Origin of the sequence: Bradyrhizobium genosp. A (assembly GCF_049949275.1) — a bacterium.
Classification (GTDB): Bacteria; Pseudomonadota; Alphaproteobacteria; order Rhizobiales; family Xanthobacteraceae; genus Bradyrhizobium.
Window position 1 is genome coordinate 7,987,214 of sequence record NZ_CP188196.1, and the last position, 15,647, is coordinate 8,002,860.

At 64.9% G+C, this 15,647-nt stretch carries 18 protein-coding genes and 1 pseudogene; 13 read left to right on the forward strand and 6 right to left on the reverse strand.

Annotated elements, in window-relative coordinates:
• The first annotated feature begins 4 nt into the window (after positions 1 to 4).
• The 11 genes and pseudogenes from rpmH (at position 5) to dapE (ending at position 8,846) form a co-directional block, all read left to right on the forward strand.
• On the forward strand, positions 5 to 139 hold the full coding sequence (rpmH, locus tag ACP2YP_RS37410; RefSeq protein WP_008542748.1) for a 50S ribosomal protein L34: 135 nt from the start codon (positions 5 to 7) through the stop codon (positions 137 to 139).
• Between the two features lie 27 nt (positions 140 to 166).
• Positions 167 to 595, forward strand: coding sequence for a ribonuclease P protein component (gene rnpA / locus ACP2YP_RS37415; protein WP_426421301.1), 429 nt, complete (start codon positions 167 to 169; stop codon positions 593 to 595).
• Between the two features lie 16 nt (positions 596 to 611).
• Positions 612 to 2,459: a membrane protein insertase YidC gene (yidC, locus tag ACP2YP_RS37420; RefSeq protein WP_426421302.1), complete on the forward strand. Its 1,848-nt coding sequence runs from the start codon at positions 612 to 614 to the stop codon at positions 2,457 to 2,459.
• A gap of 115 nt (positions 2,460 to 2,574) precedes the next feature.
• On the forward strand, positions 2,575 to 3,228 hold the full coding sequence (yihA, locus tag ACP2YP_RS37425; RefSeq protein ID WP_426421303.1) for a ribosome biogenesis GTP-binding protein YihA/YsxC: 654 nt from the start codon (positions 2,575 to 2,577) through the stop codon (positions 3,226 to 3,228).
• Positions 3,228 to 3,593, forward strand: coding sequence for a DUF423 domain-containing protein (locus tag ACP2YP_RS37430; protein WP_426426414.1), 366 nt, complete (start codon positions 3,228 to 3,230; stop codon positions 3,591 to 3,593). Before yihA ends, ACP2YP_RS37430 begins: the two co-directional genes overlap by 1 nt.
• Positions 3,594 to 3,680: 87 nt before the next feature.
• Entirely contained in the window at positions 3,681 to 4,568 is an 888-nt protein-coding gene (gene argB, locus ACP2YP_RS37435; protein WP_426421304.1) for an acetylglutamate kinase, read from the forward strand.
• A gap of 155 nt (positions 4,569 to 4,723) precedes the next feature.
• The gene (locus tag ACP2YP_RS37440; RefSeq protein WP_426421305.1) at positions 4,724 to 5,710 is read left to right on the forward strand and encodes a DUF1036 domain-containing protein; all 987 of its coding nucleotides are present in this window, start codon (positions 4,724 to 4,726) and stop codon (positions 5,708 to 5,710) included.
• Positions 5,711 to 5,724: 14 nt separating this feature from the next.
• Entirely contained in the window at positions 5,725 to 6,417 is a 693-nt protein-coding gene (locus ACP2YP_RS37445; RefSeq protein ID WP_426421306.1) for a pyrimidine 5'-nucleotidase, read from the forward strand.
• A 128-nt stretch (positions 6,418 to 6,545) separates the two neighbouring features.
• Positions 6,546 to 7,391 carry a 2,3,4,5-tetrahydropyridine-2,6-dicarboxylate N-succinyltransferase gene (gene dapD / locus ACP2YP_RS37450; RefSeq protein ID WP_200470367.1) on the forward strand — a complete coding sequence of 282 codons (846 nt, stop codon included), beginning with the start codon at positions 6,546 to 6,548 and terminating at the stop codon, positions 7,389 to 7,391.
• 184 nt (positions 7,392 to 7,575) lie between these two features.
• Positions 7,576 to 7,671, forward strand: a pseudogene (locus ACP2YP_RS37455) (DUF805 domain-containing protein); the annotation flags it as partial.
• A complete protein-coding gene (gene dapE, locus ACP2YP_RS37460; protein ID WP_426421307.1) occupies positions 7,668 to 8,846 on the forward strand; it encodes a succinyl-diaminopimelate desuccinylase in 1,179 nt (392 codons plus the stop codon). The pseudogene ACP2YP_RS37455 and the gene dapE, both read left to right, overlap by 4 nt.
• Before the next feature lie 152 nt (positions 8,847 to 8,998).
• Here the strand turns inward: dapE and truA are convergent, their stop codons facing one another.
• The 3 genes from truA to def are packed head-to-tail and all read right to left on the reverse strand — an operon-like array spanning position 8,999 to position 11,208.
• Positions 8,999 to 9,736, reverse strand: coding sequence for a tRNA pseudouridine(38-40) synthase TruA (truA, locus tag ACP2YP_RS37465; RefSeq protein WP_426421308.1), 738 nt, complete (start codon positions 9,734 to 9,736; stop codon positions 8,999 to 9,001).
• A complete protein-coding gene (fmt, locus tag ACP2YP_RS37470) occupies positions 9,736 to 10,671 on the reverse strand; it encodes a methionyl-tRNA formyltransferase (RefSeq protein WP_426421309.1) in 936 nt (311 codons plus the stop codon). The genes truA and fmt overlap by 1 nt, the downstream gene beginning before the upstream one ends.
• Before the next feature lie 12 nt (positions 10,672 to 10,683).
• Positions 10,684 to 11,208 (reverse strand): peptide deformylase, encoded by a 525-nt coding sequence (gene def / locus ACP2YP_RS37475; protein ID WP_426421310.1) that lies wholly within the window; start codon positions 11,206 to 11,208, stop codon positions 10,684 to 10,686.
• Positions 11,209 to 11,379: 171 nt separating this feature from the next.
• Here def and ACP2YP_RS37480 point away from each other — a divergent pair, with 171 nt between their 5' ends.
• Both ACP2YP_RS37480 and ACP2YP_RS37485 read left to right on the forward strand, forming a co-directional pair.
• Positions 11,380 to 12,582, forward strand: coding sequence for a DNA recombination protein RmuC (locus ACP2YP_RS37480; RefSeq protein WP_426421311.1), 1,203 nt, complete (start codon positions 11,380 to 11,382; stop codon positions 12,580 to 12,582).
• Positions 12,583 to 12,761: 179 nt separating this feature from the next.
• Positions 12,762 to 14,132, forward strand: a complete 1,371-nt coding sequence (locus tag ACP2YP_RS37485; RefSeq protein ID WP_426421312.1) for an AmpG family muropeptide MFS transporter — start codon at positions 12,762 to 12,764, stop codon at positions 14,130 to 14,132.
• A 119-nt stretch (positions 14,133 to 14,251) separates the two neighbouring features.
• On the opposite strand, the gene ACP2YP_RS37490 is transcribed toward ACP2YP_RS37485, so the two are convergent.
• From ACP2YP_RS37490 to ACP2YP_RS37500, 3 genes are read right to left on the reverse strand one after another with little or no spacing between them, the layout of a single operon-like run.
• Positions 14,252 to 14,683, reverse strand: coding sequence for a hypothetical protein (locus tag ACP2YP_RS37490; RefSeq protein ID WP_426421313.1), 432 nt, complete (start codon positions 14,681 to 14,683; stop codon positions 14,252 to 14,254).
• A gap of 27 nt (positions 14,684 to 14,710) precedes the next feature.
• Positions 14,711 to 15,313 (reverse strand): recombination mediator RecR, encoded by a 603-nt coding sequence (gene recR / locus ACP2YP_RS37495; RefSeq protein WP_426421314.1) that lies wholly within the window; start codon positions 15,311 to 15,313, stop codon positions 14,711 to 14,713.
• A gap of 1 nt (position 15,314) precedes the next feature.
• The gene (locus tag ACP2YP_RS37500; protein WP_212303945.1) at positions 15,315 to 15,635 is read right to left on the reverse strand and encodes a YbaB/EbfC family nucleoid-associated protein; all 321 of its coding nucleotides are present in this window, start codon (positions 15,633 to 15,635) and stop codon (positions 15,315 to 15,317) included.
• Positions 15,636 to 15,647 lie beyond the last annotated feature (12 nt).

Sequence of the window (15,647 nt, forward strand, 5' to 3'; positions counted from 1 at the left end):
ACCCGTGAAGCGGACTTATCAACCCAGCAAACTGGTGCGCAAGCGCCGCCATGGCTTCCGGGCCCGTCTCGCGACCGCCGGCGGTCGCAAGGTTCTGGCTGCCCGCCGCGCCCGCGGCCGCAAGCGTCTGAGCGCCTGAGCCGGACCCCCTTTTTGGGATTTCATTATGGATCGGCTGAGGCAGCGAGCGGATTTCCTCGCCGTTGCCAATGGCGCGCGGGTGAATAGTCCCGCGTTCGTCTTGCAAAGCCGCAGTCGCGACGACAGCGGCCCGATCCGGATCGGCTTCACCGTTACCAAAAAGAACGGCAACGCCCCCGAGCGCAATCGCATCCGGCGCCGGCTTCGCGAACTGGTGAAGCGGCTCGATCCGGTGTCGATGCAACCCCATCATGATTACGTGCTGGTCGGCCGCAGGGACGCGCTTTCGCGCGACTTCACGACCATGCTCGACGATCTGCGCATAGCGTTCACGAAGCCCGCGCGGCATACGGCCAAGGGACCTAACAAGGGACCTTACGAGGGACAGGCAAAGGGACGCGGGCCAAGGCTCGATCCAAGCCCCGGCCCAGCCGCCAGCCGCAAACCGGATTGATGACGAGACCATAGTGATGACTGACAATCGCAATACCATCCTCGCCGTCATTCTCTCCGGCCTGGTGCTGATCGCCTGGCAATATTTCTACAACGTGCCGGCGATGGAGAAGCAGCGCGCCCAGCAGCAGGCGCAGGCCGAGCTCCAGAAGACCGCGCCGCAGCCGACGGCGTCCACGACGCCGGGCGCCACGCCGCAATCCGGCAGCGCGCCTGCGCCCACCACCGCGCCGGGCGCGAACCAGCAGGCCCAGCCGACCGTCAGCCGCGACACCGCGATTGCTGCGAGCCCCCGCGTGAAGATCGAGACGCCGCGCCTCGCCGGCAGCATCTCGCTCAAGGGCGGCCGCATCGACGACCTCGCGCTGCTGCAATTCCGCGAGACGGTCGACCCGAAGTCGCCGCCGATCATTCTCTATTCGCCTTCCGGCACGGCAGAGCCCTATTACGCCGAGTTCGGCTGGGTGGCGGCAACGGGCGTGACGGCGAAGATGCCTGATGCCCAGACCGTCTGGCAGCAGGAGGGCAGCGGCAGCCTGACGCCGACCACGCCGGCGGTGCTGAAATGGGACAATGGCGAAGGCCTCACCTTCCGCCGCACCATCGCGGTCGACGACCACTACCTCTTCACCATCAAGGACGACGTGAGCAATGTCGGCAATGCGCCGGTGACGCTCTATCCGTTCGCGCTGATCTCGCGTCACGGCACGCCGCAGGTGTCGGGCTATTACATCCTGCATGAAGGCCTGATCGGCTATCTCGATGGCCTGCAGGAATACGCCTACAAGAAGATCGACGAAGCCAAGTCGGTCAACTTCAAGGCCACCAATGGCTGGCTCGGCATGACCGACAAGTACTGGGCCTCGGCGCTGCTGCCCGACACCAGTGCGCAGCTCCAGGCGAAGTTCTCCTCGAACCTCGCCGGCAACGTCCATACCTACCAGACCGACTATCTGCTCGACCCCGTCACCGTCGCGATCGGCGGCACGGCGACCGCAAACGCGCGGCTGTTCGCCGGTGCCAAGGAAGCCGGCGTCGTCGGCGTGTTCCCGTTCGCAGGGCTCGGCGGCTACAACAAGGAGCTCGGGCTGAACCATTTCGATCTCTTGATCGACTGGGGCTGGTTCTACTTCATCACCAAGCCGATGTTCCTCGGCCTCGACTTCTTCTACCGTTTCTTCGGCAATTTCGGCATCTCGATCCTGCTCGTGACCGTGATCGTGAAGCTGTTGTTCTTCCCCTTGGCGAACAAGTCCTACGCGTCGATGGCGAAGATGAAATCGGTCCAGCCGCAGCTTCAGGCGCTGAAAGAGCGCTATCCCGACGACAAGGTGAAGCAGCAGCAGGAGATGATGGAGATCTACCGCAAGGAGAAGATCAATCCGGTCGCCGGCTGTCTTCCCGTGGTGATCCAGATCCCGGTGTTCTTCTCGCTCTACAAGGTGCTGTTCGTCACCATCGAGATGCGGCACGCGCCGTTCTTCGGCTGGATCAAGGACCTCTCGGCGCCGGATCCGACCAACCTGTTCACGCTGTTCGGGCTGATCCCGTTCGATCCGACCACGCTGCCGCTGTTCGGCCACTATCTCGCGCTCGGCATCTGGCCGATCATCATGGGCATCACGATGTGGTTCCAGATGAAGCTGAACCCGACGCCACCGGATCCGACGCAGCAGATCATCTTCAACTGGATGCCGCTGATCTTCACCTTCATGCTGGCGGGCTTCCCGGCGGGCCTCGTGATCTACTGGGCCTGGAACAACACGCTCTCCGTGCTCCAGCAGAGCTTCATCATGCGCCGCAACGGCGTGAAGGTGGAGCTGTTCGACAATCTCAAGGCGACGTTCGCGAGAAAGGCGACGTAGCTCTCCGTCATTGCGAGGAGCGGAGCGACGAAGCAATCCAGACTGTTTCCGCAAAACAAGTCTGGATTGCTTCGGTTCGCTCGCAATGACGCGGTAAACAACTGAAAGCCTTCGCATGACCGACGACAAAGATGCGAAGCTGATCGAGACCGGGCGAAAGCTGTTCGCCCGCGACTGGCAGTTCATCTGGGCTTCGCCCTCGATTCAAACGCTGCCGCCGATGGCGGGGCTGGAGATCGCCTTTGCCGGCCGCTCCAATGTCGGCAAGTCGAGCCTGATCAACGCGCTGACCGGCCGCAACGCGCTGGCGCGCACCTCGCATACGCCGGGCCGCACCCAGGAGCTGATCTTCTTCGAGGTCCCCGGGAAAACCGACCTGCGCCTCGTCGACATGCCCGGCTATGGCTATGCCAAGGCGCCGAAGAGCCAGGTCGCGTCCTGGACCGAGCTGATCCACAAATTCCTGCTGGGGCGTGCCTCGCTCGCGCGCGTCTATGTGCTGATCGACGCGCGGCACGGGCTAAAGGATGTCGATCTCGAAGTGCTCAAGACGCTCGACCGCTCCGCCGTCAGCTACCAGGTCGTGCTCACCAAGGCCGACCAGGTGAAAGCCGCCGAGCTCGAATCCTGCATCGCCGAGACGGAAGCCGCGCTCGCAAAGCATCCGGCCGCGTTCCCGAACGTGATCGCGACCTCGTCGCGCAGCGCGACCGGCATGGCCGAGCTGCGCGCCGCGATGGCAAAGCTGCTGGAGGAGCGGACCAAGTGATGGCTCGCCTGCTGATCGGGCTTGCCGGCTTGATGGGCGCCGCCGGCGTCGCGCTGGCCGCCGCCTCCGCCCATGGCGCTGACGCCAGCCGGCTTGCCTCCGCAAGCGCCATGCTGCTGTTTCATGCAACTGCCATATTGGCCTCAGTCGCCCTGCTCGCGCGCGGCCTTCTGCACGGCGGAATTGGCCTGATCGCCGCGATCGGCTTCGTGATCGGCGCCGCGCTGTTCGCGGGCGACCTCACTGTGCTGCAATATGCCGGCCATTCGCTGTTTCCGTTCGCGGCACCGACCGGCGGAACGACAATGATCTTGAGCTGGCTGGCGGTGACGCTGGCGGCGGTGGCGGCCAAGCGCGGTCCGTAGCGGCGGCATGGCAGTCACACTTTGCGCCTCGCCCGCCAATCAGATAGAACGCTGGCCGCGTTAGTCCCGCAAGCCGAGATCCGCCTCATGACCGAAATCTCCCCGCTCGACCAGGCCCGCATCCTGTCCGAAGCGCTGCCGCACATGCAGCAGTACGACGAAGAAACCATCGTCATCAAATATGGCGGCCATGCCATGGGCGACGAGGCGACCGCGAAGAACTTTGCCCGCGACATCGTGCTGCTCGAGCAGACCGCGATCAATCCGGTGGTGGTGCATGGCGGCGGGCCGCAGATCGCGACCATGCTCAAGCGCCTCGGCATCGTCTCGGAATTCGCGGCCGGTCTGCGCATCACCGATGCCGCGACCATCGAGATCGTCGAGATGGTGCTCGCCGGCTCCGTCAACAAGTCGCTCGTCGGCTACATCAACGAGGCTGGCGGCAAGGCCGTGGGACTGTCCGGCAAGGACGGCAACATGGTGAAGGCGTCGAAGACGACGCGCACCATCGTCGATCCGGACTCGCATATCGAGAAGGCGATCGATCTCGGCTTCGTCGGCGACCCCGAGAAGGTCGACCTCACCTTGCTCAACCAGCTGATCGGCTACGAGCTGATCCCGGTGCTGGCGCCGCTCGCGACCTCCAAGGACGGCCTGACGCTGAACGTCAACGCCGACACCTTTGCCGGTGCGGTCGCCGGTGCGTTGAAGGCCAAGCGTCTCTTGCTGCTCACCGACGTGCCGGGTGTGCTCGACAAGTCGAAGAAGCTGATTCCGCAGCTCTCGGTGAAGGACGCCCGCAAATTGATCGCCGACGGCACCATTTCCGGCGGCATGATCCCGAAGGTCGAGACCTGCATCTACGCGCTGGAGCAGGGCGTCGAGGGCGTCGTCATCATCGACGGCAAGATGCAGCACGCGGTGCTGCTCGAGCTCTTCACCAACACGGGCACGGGAACGCTGATACATAAGTGAGAGTCGGGAAGACGAGAGATACCGTCATGGCCGGGCCTGTCCCGGCCATCCACGATCTTTCGTCCCGCGCAAAGAACGTGGATGCCCGGGACAAGCCCGGGCATGACGAGCTGAGGGCTCGGCGTCACCGTCGCTCAACCTTTACACGCGTTCTGATGTCTCTGCCCGCAGCGGCCGTCTCGTTCTTCTTCTCCTCCGCGCCGGCGTTTGCCGATCTCAAGATCTGCAACCGCATGTCCTATGTCGTCGAGGCCGCGATCGGCATCGACGACAAGGCGGCGACCGCGACGCGGGGCTGGTTCAGGATCGATCCCGCCAGCTGCCGCGTCGTGGTGCAGGGCACGCTCACCGCCGACCGCATCCTGCTCAATGCCCGCGCGCTCGGCGTCTATGGTGCGTCCCCGATCCCGCAGAACGGCAGCGACACGCTGTGTGTGGCGCAGGACAATTTCGTCATCGCGGCCGCGCGGCAGTGCCGCAGCGGACAGACGCAAGCCGCCTTCACCCAGATCACGCCGACGCAAGGCGACGACGGTCATCTCGTCGCCTATCTCGCCGAGGATTCCGAATATGACGACGAGCAGGCCCGGCGCGCCGGCATCCAGCGGCTGCTGGTGATCGCGGGCTACGATGTCGGCGCGATCGACGGCGTCGACGGGCCGAAGACGCAGGCCGCATTGGCTGCGTTCCTGAAGAGCCGCGGATTGTCCGCGGACGTGGTGTCCTCGCCGAATCTCTTCAAGACCATGGTCGATGCGGCGCAGACGCCGTCCAGCAGCGGTCTGACCTGGTGCAACGACACGCCGCACAAGGTGATGGCGGCAGTCGCGACCGACGACGGCAAGTCGGTGACCAGCCGCGGCTGGTACCGCATCGATCCCAGGACATGCCTGCATCCTGACGTTGCCGGCCAGCCGAAGCAGATCTTCAGCTTCGCGGAAGCGGTCGATGGCGACAACCGCGCCATCAAGCTGAAGGACAAGCCGCTGAACTGGGGCGGCGACAAGCAGCTCTGCACCCGCGAGACCAAGTTCGAGACCAACGAGCAGACCGATTGCGGCGCGCGCGGATTTGCGGCGACGAGTTTTGGCGCGGTCGACATGTCGAGCGGCGGCAAGACGCTGCGCTTTGCGCTGCCTTGATTGAGAGAGTTTTGATGAAATCCCCCCGCGACTTCGCCCACATCGACACCTGGGTGTTCGACCTCGACAACACGCTCTATCCGCATCACGTCAATCTGTGGCAGCAGGTCGATGCGCGGATCGGGGAGTTCGTATGCAACTGGCTGCAGGTCGGCCCAGAGGAAGCGCGCAAGATCCAGAAAGACTATTACCAGCGCTTCGGCACCACCATGCGCGGCATGATGACCCTGCATGGCGTGCGCGCCGACGACTATCTCGCTTACGTGCACAAGATCGACCATTCGCCGCTGGAGCCGAACCCGGCGCTCGGCGAAGCCATCGCAAAATTGCCTGGGCGAAAACTGATCCTGACCAACGGCTCGGTCGATCATGTCGATGCGGTGCTGGCGCGGCTCGGCCTCGGCTCACATTTCGACGGCGTGTTCGACATCATCGCGGCCGAATTCGAGCCGAAGCCCGCGGCGCAGACCTACCGGAAATTCCTCGACCTGCATGCGGTCGACCCGACCAAAGCCGCCATGTTCGAGGATCTCGCCCGCAACCTTACCGTCCCGCATGAGCTCGGCATGACCACGGTGCTGGTGGTGCCTGACGGCACCAAGGAAGTGGTGCGCGAGGATTGGGAACTGGAAGGCCGCGATGCCGCCCATGTTGACCACGTCACGGATGATTTGGCGAGGTTTTTGGGCAGGCTGTCGCCCCAATAACCGCTGTCGTCCCGGGGCGCTTCGCGTGCCCCGGGACGACGGTGGAGTATGCCTTGACTCCGTTCCGCCAAATCCCGAAAAAGCCCCTCAATCCATCAAAATTCCCGCCTGCCACTGAGGAAATCCCGATGTCCCTGTCCGCCCTGGAATCCACCATCAACAGCGCCTTCGACGCACGCGACGGCATCTCGACCTCGACCAAGGGCGAGGTCCGCGAGGCCGTGAACCAGTCGCTGGAGATTCTGGACAAGGGCGAGGCACGCGTTGCCGAGCGCGGCACTGATGGCAAGTGGAAGGTCAATCAGTGGCTGAAGAAGGCCGTGCTGCTCTCCTTCCGCCTCAACGACATGGACGTCATTCCCGGCGGCCCGGGCCAGGCGAACTGGTGGGACAAGGTGCCCTCGAAGTTCGAAGGCTGGGGCCCGAACCGTTTTCGCGATGCCGGCTTTCGCGCGGTGCCCGGCGCCGTGGTGCGCCGCTCGGCCTTCATTGCCAAGAACGTCGTGCTGATGCCGTCCTTCGTCAATCTCGGCGCCTATGTCGATGAGAGCACCATGGTCGACACCTGGGCCACCGTCGGTTCCTGCGCGCAGATCGGCAAGCGCGTGCACATCTCCGGCGGCGCCGGTATCGGCGGCGTGCTCGAGCCGCTCCAGGCCGAGCCCGTCATCATCGAGGACGACTGCTTCATCGGCGCGCGCTCCGAGGTCGCCGAGGGCGTCATCGTGCGCAAGGGCGCGGTGCTGTCGATGGGTGTCTTCCTGGGCGCCTCGACCAAGATCGTCGACCGCGAGACCGGCGAGATCTTCATGGGCGAAGTGCCGGAGTATTCGGTGGTGGTGCCCGGCGCGCTACCCGGCAAGCCGATGAAGAACGGCCAGATCGGCCCGAGCACCGCCTGCGCGGTGATCGTCAAGCGCGTCGACGAGCGCACGCGGTCGAAGACCAGCATCAACGAGCTGCTGCGGGATTGAGACTCTCTCCTCTCCCTCTCCCCGCCCTTCGCGGGGAGAGGGTTGGGGTGAGGGGCCTCTCTCCACGGATGAGATGGCCGCGGGTCCTGTACCCCCTCACCCGGATCGCATCTGCGATGCAATCCGACCTCTCCCCGCAAGCGGGGCGAGGTAAGAACTCGCGGACAGCACCGCGATCACCGCGCCCCCTCCGAAAAGCTGGGACCAGCAGGCCGAGCTCGAATTTGTGCCGCCCGGTGCTAGCCCACCCGGCGGCATGCATGTTAAGCGGGGCGGATGACCGATGCCCTGTCCATTGCCCGCGACCTCATCCGCTGCCCCTCTGTCACCCCGGCCGACGCCGGCGCGCTGGGGGTGCTCGAAAAAGCTCTCAATGCAGCCGGCTTCACCTGCCACCGCGTGACCTTCAGCGAACCCGGCACCGCCGATGTCGACAATCTCTACGCGCGGATCGGCAACGAGGGCCCGCACATTACCTTCGCCGGTCATACCGACGTGGTGCCGCCCGGCGATGAGAGCGCCTGGAGCGTCGGTGCCTTCTCGGGCGAAGTGAAGGACGGTTTCCTGCACGGTCGCGGCGCGGTCGACATGAAAGGCGGCATCGCCTGCTCGGTCGCCGCGGTGCTGGAGCATCTCGCCGCGAACGACGGCAAGCCGCGCGCGGACGGCCAAGAATCAGGCTCGGGCTCGATCTCTTTCCTGATCACCGGCGACGAGGAAGACGTCTCTATCAACGGCACCATCAAGCTCTTGAAATGGGCGGCGGAGCGCGGCGAGAAATTCGACCATTGCGTGCTGGGCGAGCCCTCCAATGTCGAGACGCTCGGCGACACCATCAAGGTCGGCCGCCGCGGCTCGCAATCCGGCACGCTCTATGTCGACGGCGTGCAGGGCCATGTCGCCTATCCGCATCGCGCGGCCAATCCGGTGCCGGATATTTCGCGGCTGATCGTGGCAATCAGCGACGAGCCGCTCGATCATGGCAGCGCGCAGTTCCAGGCGTCCAATCTCGAATTCACCTCGGTGGACGTCGGCAACAAAGCCAATAACGTCATCCCCGGCGAGGCCCGCGCAAAATTCAACATCCGCTACAACGACAACCACACGCAAGCGAGCCTGCGCGAGCTGGTCGAGACGCGCCTGACCAAAGCCTGCGGCAACCGCATCAAGGCCCGCATCGTCTGGGAGCCATCGAACTCCAACGTGTTCGTGACCAAGCCGGGGCCGTTCACCGACCTAGCGGTGTCGGCGATCGAGGAAGTGACGGGCCGCAAGCCGGAGCTGTCGACCTCAGGCGGCACCTCGGATGCCCGCTTCATCTCGAGCTATTGCCCGGTGATCGAGTTCGGCCTGGTCGGCCAGACCATGCACCAGGTCAACGAGCGCGTGCCTGTTGAGGATCTGGAGAAGCTGACGCAGGTGTATCGCGGAATTTTGACGCGGTATTTTGGGTAGGCTCTTCTCCCTCGCCCCGTCCTTACGGGGAGAGGGTCGGGGTGAGGGGCTGTCTCCGCGATTTCGGTGAGAGACGGACTCGCGGAGAGTCCCCCTCACCCGATCGCTGCGCGATCGACCTCTCCCCGCAAGCGGGGCGAGGTGAAGAGACCTCAATAATCCACCTTCACCAGATACAGCCCCTCCGGCGGCGCGACGATGCCGCACGCGGCGCGGCTGCGCGCGTCCAGCGCTGCGGAGAGATCGTCCGCAGTCCAGCGGCCTTCGCCGACCCAGACCAGCGATCCCACCATCGAGCGCACCTGGCTATGCAGGAACGAGCGCGCCGAGGTGACGATGATGATCTCGCGCCCTTCGCGCAGCACGTCGAGCTGGTCGAGCGTCTTTTCCGGCGACTTGGCCTGGCACTCGGTGTCGCGAAAGGTGGTGAAATCGTGCTTGCCGAGCAGGCGCTGTGCGGCCGCATGCATCGCGTCAGAGTCGAGCCGGCGCGGCACGCGCCAGGCATGGCCGATGTCGAGCGCGAGATTGGCGCGGGTGTTGATGACCCGGTAGCGATAGTGGCGTTTCACAGCCGAGAAGCGCGCTTCGAACGTGTCAGGCACGATCTCGGCTTCGAGCACCGCAATCGGATGCGGGCGCAAATGCGCATTCAACCCGTCGCGAAAACGGCCCGGCGGAAACTGCTTCTCGATGTCGACATGCGCGACCTGGCCGCGCGCATGCACGCCGGCATCGGTGCGGCCCGCGCCGTGCACCCGCGCATCCGCGCCGGTCATCGCCTTCACCGCCGCTTCCAGCGCGCCCTGCACCGAGGGCAGCGTGTCCTGGATCTGCCAGCCGAAGAACGGCGCGCCGTCATATTCAATGGTGAGCTTGTAGCGGGGCATCAGATCAGCCGCATGGGCGGCTCGATTTTCACGCCGCGCAAGAAGTCCACCGCCTGCATCCGGGCCTTGCCCTCACGCTGCAGCTCGAGGATGCGGATCGCACCCTCGCCGCAGGCGATGGTGAGCTGGCCATCGAGCACCTCGCCCGGCGCACCGGAGCCCTTTGCAAGCTCACAGCGCAAAATTTTTACGCGCGCATTCTCCGTAACACCGGCGAGCTCGGCCCAGGCGCCGGGAAACGGCGACAGGCCGTGGATGTGGCGCAGCACCGCGTGCGCGGGCCTGCTCCAGTCGATCCGTGCCTCGGCCTTGTCGATCTTGGCGGCGTAGGTGACGCCGTCCTCGCTCTGCTTCTTGAGCTGGAGGCCACCGCGATCGAGCGCGGCCATCGCACGCACCATGAGGTCGGCGCCCAGCCGGGACAGGCGATCATGCAGATCGACCGCGGTCATGTTGTCGGTAATCGCGAGACGCTCGGCCATCGCGACGTCGCCGGTGTCGAGGCCGACATCCATCTTCATCACCATCACGCCGCTCTCGGCATCGCCAGCCATGATCGCGCGGTTGATGGGCGCGGCGCCGCGCCAGCGCGGCAGCAGCGAGGCGTGAAGGTTGTAACAGCCGAGCTTTGGCGCATCGAGGATCGCCTGCGGCAGGATCATGCCGTAGGCAACGACGACGGCCGCATCGGCCCCAAAGGCGCTGAACTCGTCGAGCGCCTCCTGTGTCTTCAACGTCTTCGGCGTCAGCACGGGCACGCCGAGCTTTCGCGCGGCTTCTTCAACCGGCGTCGGCTGCAATTGAAGGCCACGCCGGCCGCCCGGCTTCGGCGCGCGGGTATAAACGGCCGCGATCTCGTGGCCATGCGCGACCAGCTCGAGCAGCGTCGGCACGGAGAAATCGGGCGTGCCCATGAAGATCAGGCGAAGGGGCATCGACGGAGAACCTTACTCCGCGCGCTTGGCGGCTTTCTCGAACTTCTTGATCACGCGGTCGCGCTTGAGCTTCGACAGATAGTCGACGAACAGCACGCCGTTGAGATGGTCGATCTCGTGCTGGATGCAGGTGGCGTAGAGGCCTTCGGCGTCCTCCTCGTGCACCTTGCCGTCCAGATCGGTAAAGCGCACGCGCACCTTCGCGGGCCGCTCGACCTCCTCGTAAAATTCGGGAATCGACAGGCAGCCTTCCTCGTAGACCGACAGGTCCTCGGACGACGCGATGATCTCCGGATTGATGAAGACGCGCGGCTCCGGCTTGGTCTCGCCGTCCTGGTCGGGCTTGGCGAGGTCCATGGTGATCAGCCGCAGCGGCTGCGCGATCTGGATCGCAGCTAAGCCGATGCCGGGCGCGTCGTACATGGTCTCGAACATGTCGTCGGCAAGCTTGCGGATCTCCGGCGTGACCTTCTCGATCGGCTTGGAGACCAGACGCAGCTGCTTGTCGGGCAGGATGATGATTTCTCTGAGGGCCATGGCGGGCGATTTAAGCCGCGCGCGACAAGCGGTCAATGCGGCCGGGAACGCGTTAACGGTCCGCTAACCATAAAACTTCAGGTTTCGTTAACGATAAAAATCAGGGATCGATTAACCATAAATGTTCGCTATTCGTTCGTATGACCCGGCGAATCGGCTAGAAGGGCTGGCATGAACGAGATCATTTTCATGCTCGGCGACTGGCCGGTGCGCGCGATCGATGCGCTGATCGGTTTCGGCGCCCTGGTCCTCATCCTGCTGGTGGTTCTCACGGTAGTGATCGCGCGATCCGGGCGGCGCGGCGCGGAACTCGCCATCGCGCACGCGATCCGGGCCGACGAGCTCGAGGAGAGTCTCAGCCAGGTCCTGCACGCCCAGAGCGAGGCCGCCGGCCGGGCCGACGCCATGACCCAGGCACTGGCCGGCCGCCAGGCGGAGATGGCGCGCGCGGTGAACGAGCGGCTGGATTCGGTGACCCATCGGGTCGGCCAGTCCATGGAGCACTCGACCCGGAACACCATGGAGAGCCTGCGCGCGCTGCACGAGCGGCTCGGCATCATCGACAACGCGCACAAGAACCTCACCGACCTCACCACGCAGGTGACGACGCTCCGCGACGTGCTCGCCAACAAGCAGTCGCGCGGCGCCTTCGGCCAGGCGCGGATGGAAGCGATCGTCCAGGACGGCCTGCCGAAGGGTGCTTACGAATTCCAGTTCACGCTCTCGACCGGAAAACGGCCGGACTGCGTGGTGTTCCTGCCCGACCAGCGCCCGCTCTGCATCGACGCAAAGTTTCCGCTGGAAGCGATGACCGCGCTGCACGACGCCCGCACTGACGAGGAGAAGCGCGTCGCGACGCAGCGGCTGCGCGGCGACGTGATGAAGCATGTCAGCGACATCGCGGAAAAATACCTCGTCACCGGCGAGACCCAGGAAATGGCGCTGATGTTCGTGCCGTCGGAATCGGTCTACGCCGAAATTCATGACGGTTTCGACGACGTGATCCAGAAGGCCTATCGCGCCAAGGTCGTGCTGGTGTCGCCCTCGCTGCTGATGCTCGCGATCCAGGTGATGCAGCAGATCATGAAGGACGCGCGCATGCGCGACGCCGCCGACCAGATCCAGACCGAAGTGATCAAGCTCGGCGACGATCTCGGCCGCCTGCGCGACCGCGTGCTGAAATTGCAGAAACACTTTGCCGACGCGAACGAGGACGTCCGCCAGATCCTGATCTCCGCCGACAAGATCGAAAAGCGCGCAGGGCGAATCGAGGAGCTCGATTTCAGCAAGACCGACGCGCCCGCGGACGGCCCGCGGCTGGTGGCGTCAGGCGCGCCGGAGCTGTTTCCAAGGAAGCTCCAGGCGGGGGAGTAAATTTTCTTACCTCGCCCCGCTTGCGGGGAGAGGTCGGATCGCCCTTGCGATCCGGGTGAGGGGGTACAGGTCTCACAGCCATCTCATCTGTGGAGAGAGGCCCCTCACCCCACCCTCTCCCCGTAAGAACGGGGCGAGGGAGAAGAGGCAGCGGCGCCAGAATCTGCTAACAAGCCCGAATGACTGCCCCCGACGCGACCTCAGAAGCTGCTCCGACCTCCTCGGCCGCTCCGACCTCCTGGCGCGACAGCCTGGCTGTTTACCTGCAACCGCGGGTGCTGATCGTGCTGTTCCTCGGCTTCTCCTCGGGGTTGCCGCTGGCGCTGTCGGGGTCGACGCTGCTGGTGTGGATGCGCGAGGCGGGCGTCGATCTCAAGACCATCGGGCTGTTTGCGCTGGTCGGCACGCCCTACACGCTGAAATTCTTGTGGGCGCCGCTGGTGGATGCGCTGCATGTGCCGCTGTTCACGCGCGCTTTCGGGCGACGGCGCGGCTGGCTGCTGTTCTCGCAATTGCTGCTGATCATCGCGATCCTGCTGCTGGCGATGACCGATCCCGCAAGGTCGCCGTTCTATGTCGCACTCGGTGCGCTGCTGGTGGCAACGACGTCGTCGACGCAGGACATCGTGGTCGATGCCTTTCGCGTCGAGAGCCTGCCCGAGAGCGAGCAGGCCGCCGGCATGGCGGCTTACGTCGCAGCCTATCGCATCGGCATGCTGGTCTCGACGGCGGGGGCGCTGTTCATCGTCTCCGGGTTCGAGGGCACCGGCATTCCGCGCGCCTCGGCCTGGACGTGGGGCTATGTGGTGATGGCGTCGATGGTGCTGATCGGGACCATCACGGCGCTTGCGGCGACCGAGCCCGAGCAATCGGTGCGGGCGGAAGCTGCGACCCACGAAGAGACCGCATTCACGCGCGTGCTGCACGCGGCGATCGGCGCCTTCTCCGAATTTCTGTCGCGCAAGGACGCACTCGCCGCGCTCGCCTTCGTCGTGCTGTTCAAGTTCACCGATGCGTTCTCGGGAACGATGACCGCGCCGTTCGTGATCGACCTCGGCTTCACCCGCAACGACTATGCGGCGATCGTCAAGGGCGTCGGCCTCGCCGCGACCTTGATCGGCGGCTTCGCCGGCGGTTTTGTCGCGCGGCGTTACTCGCTTGCGACTTCGCTCTGGATCGGCGGCGTGGTGCAGGCGCTGGCCAATTTGACCTTCTCCTGGCTCGCCATAGTCGGCACTAATCAATGGGCGCTGGCGCTCGCGATCTGCGCCGAGAATTTCACCAGCGCCATCGGCACCGTGATCTTCGTCGCCTATCTCTCGGCTCTGTGCCAGAACCCGCTGCACACGGCGACGCAATATGCGCTGCTCACCGCGCTGGCAGCGGTGGGGCGGACGTATCTGTCATCAGGTGCCGGCTTCGTGGCTGATACCACCGGCTGGCCGCTGTTCTTCGTGATCTGCGTGCTGGTGGCGATTCCGAGCCTGATACTGCTCGCCTGGCTGCAGAAGCGCGGGCATTTTGAGGCGCTCGGGCCGGTGCGGGTTTGACGGTGCCGTAGGGTGGGCAAAGGCGCAACGCGCCGTGCCCACCATCGCCCCAGGAATTCGAAAGAAGGTGGTGGGCACGCTTCGCTTTGCCCACCCTACGGCAGCTCGACTGCCGCTTACTACTTCCTCACCAGGCTCCACTTCGTGACCACGGCCTCGCTCATCTGGCCGGGGTCGCTGGCGCAGGCGATTTCGTCGACCTTGACCGAGATCTCCTTGCCGACGAACGATCTCAGCTGCGTGGCCTGCGCGTCGCTGGAGGTGACGAGCTGGAAGGTCTCAGGTCCGGTCTCGAGATCGCACAGCCCGTTCGGCGCCGGCAGGCGGCGCGGCTCGGAGGTGATCTGGTACATCGCAATCCGCTTGCCGGCGTTCTTGACGTCACGAATCTTCATCGCGTTCAACTCACCCGAGAGCACCTCGCCGGCGCTGATCGGCTTGCCGGGCTTCGAGGGCGGCGGCGCCTCGCCGTCCTGCTGCGCGGCGATGGCCGGGGTCACCAGCAGCATCGTCGCGACCAAAGCCGATCGTGTGGCGAATCGTTTCGTCATGTCGTCCGTTCCGTCAAGTCTGAATGGCTAGAACAGGGTCCGCTGCCGCATCGCGGCCGATAGCGTGCCCTCATCGAGATAATCAAGCTCGCCACCGACAGGCACACCATGGGCCAGCCGGGTTACTTTTACGTTGGCGTCCTGAAGCAGGTCGGTGATGTAATGCGCCGTGGTCTGTCCGTCGACTGTCGCATTCAGCGCCAGGATGATCTCTTGCACCTCGGCAGCGTGGGCACGCGCGACCAGTGCGTCGATGGTGAGATCCTGCGGGCCGACGCCATCGAGCGGCGACAAAGTCGCGCCCAGCACGTGGTAGCGCCCTTGGGTCGCATTGGCCCGCTCCAGCGCCCAGAGATCGGCGACGTCGGCGACGACGACGATGATGGCGGGGTCGCGCTTCGGATCGGTGCAGACGGTGCAGGGATTTTGCGTGTCGATGTTGCCGCAGGTCTTGCAGACTTGCACCTTGTCGAGGGCGACCTGCAACGCCGAGGACAGCGGCATCATCAGCGCTTCGCGCTTCTTGATCAGATGCAGCGCCGCGCGCCGCGCGGAGCGCGGGCCGAGGCCCGGCAGCCGTGCGAGAAGCTGGACCAGCCGCTCGATCTCGGGACCTGCAACCGCGCCCATATTACTGGCCGAACAGCCCCGGCGGCAGGCCGAGCCCGCCGGTGAGTGACTGCATCTTCTCCTGCATCGCGGTCTCAGCCTTGCGGCGGGCATCACCGAGCGCGGTCACGAGCAGATCTTCCAGCACCTCACGCTCCTCGGCCTTCATCAGCGAGGGATCGATCTTGATGCCCTTGACGTCCATCTTCGCGGTCATGCGCACGGCGACGAGACCGCCGCCGGAGATGCCCTCGACCTCCACATTGGCGAGCTGCTCCTGCATCTCCTGCATCTTGGATTGCAGCTGCGCCGCCTGCTTCATCATGCCGAGAAAATCAGCCATGGGTGTTCGTCC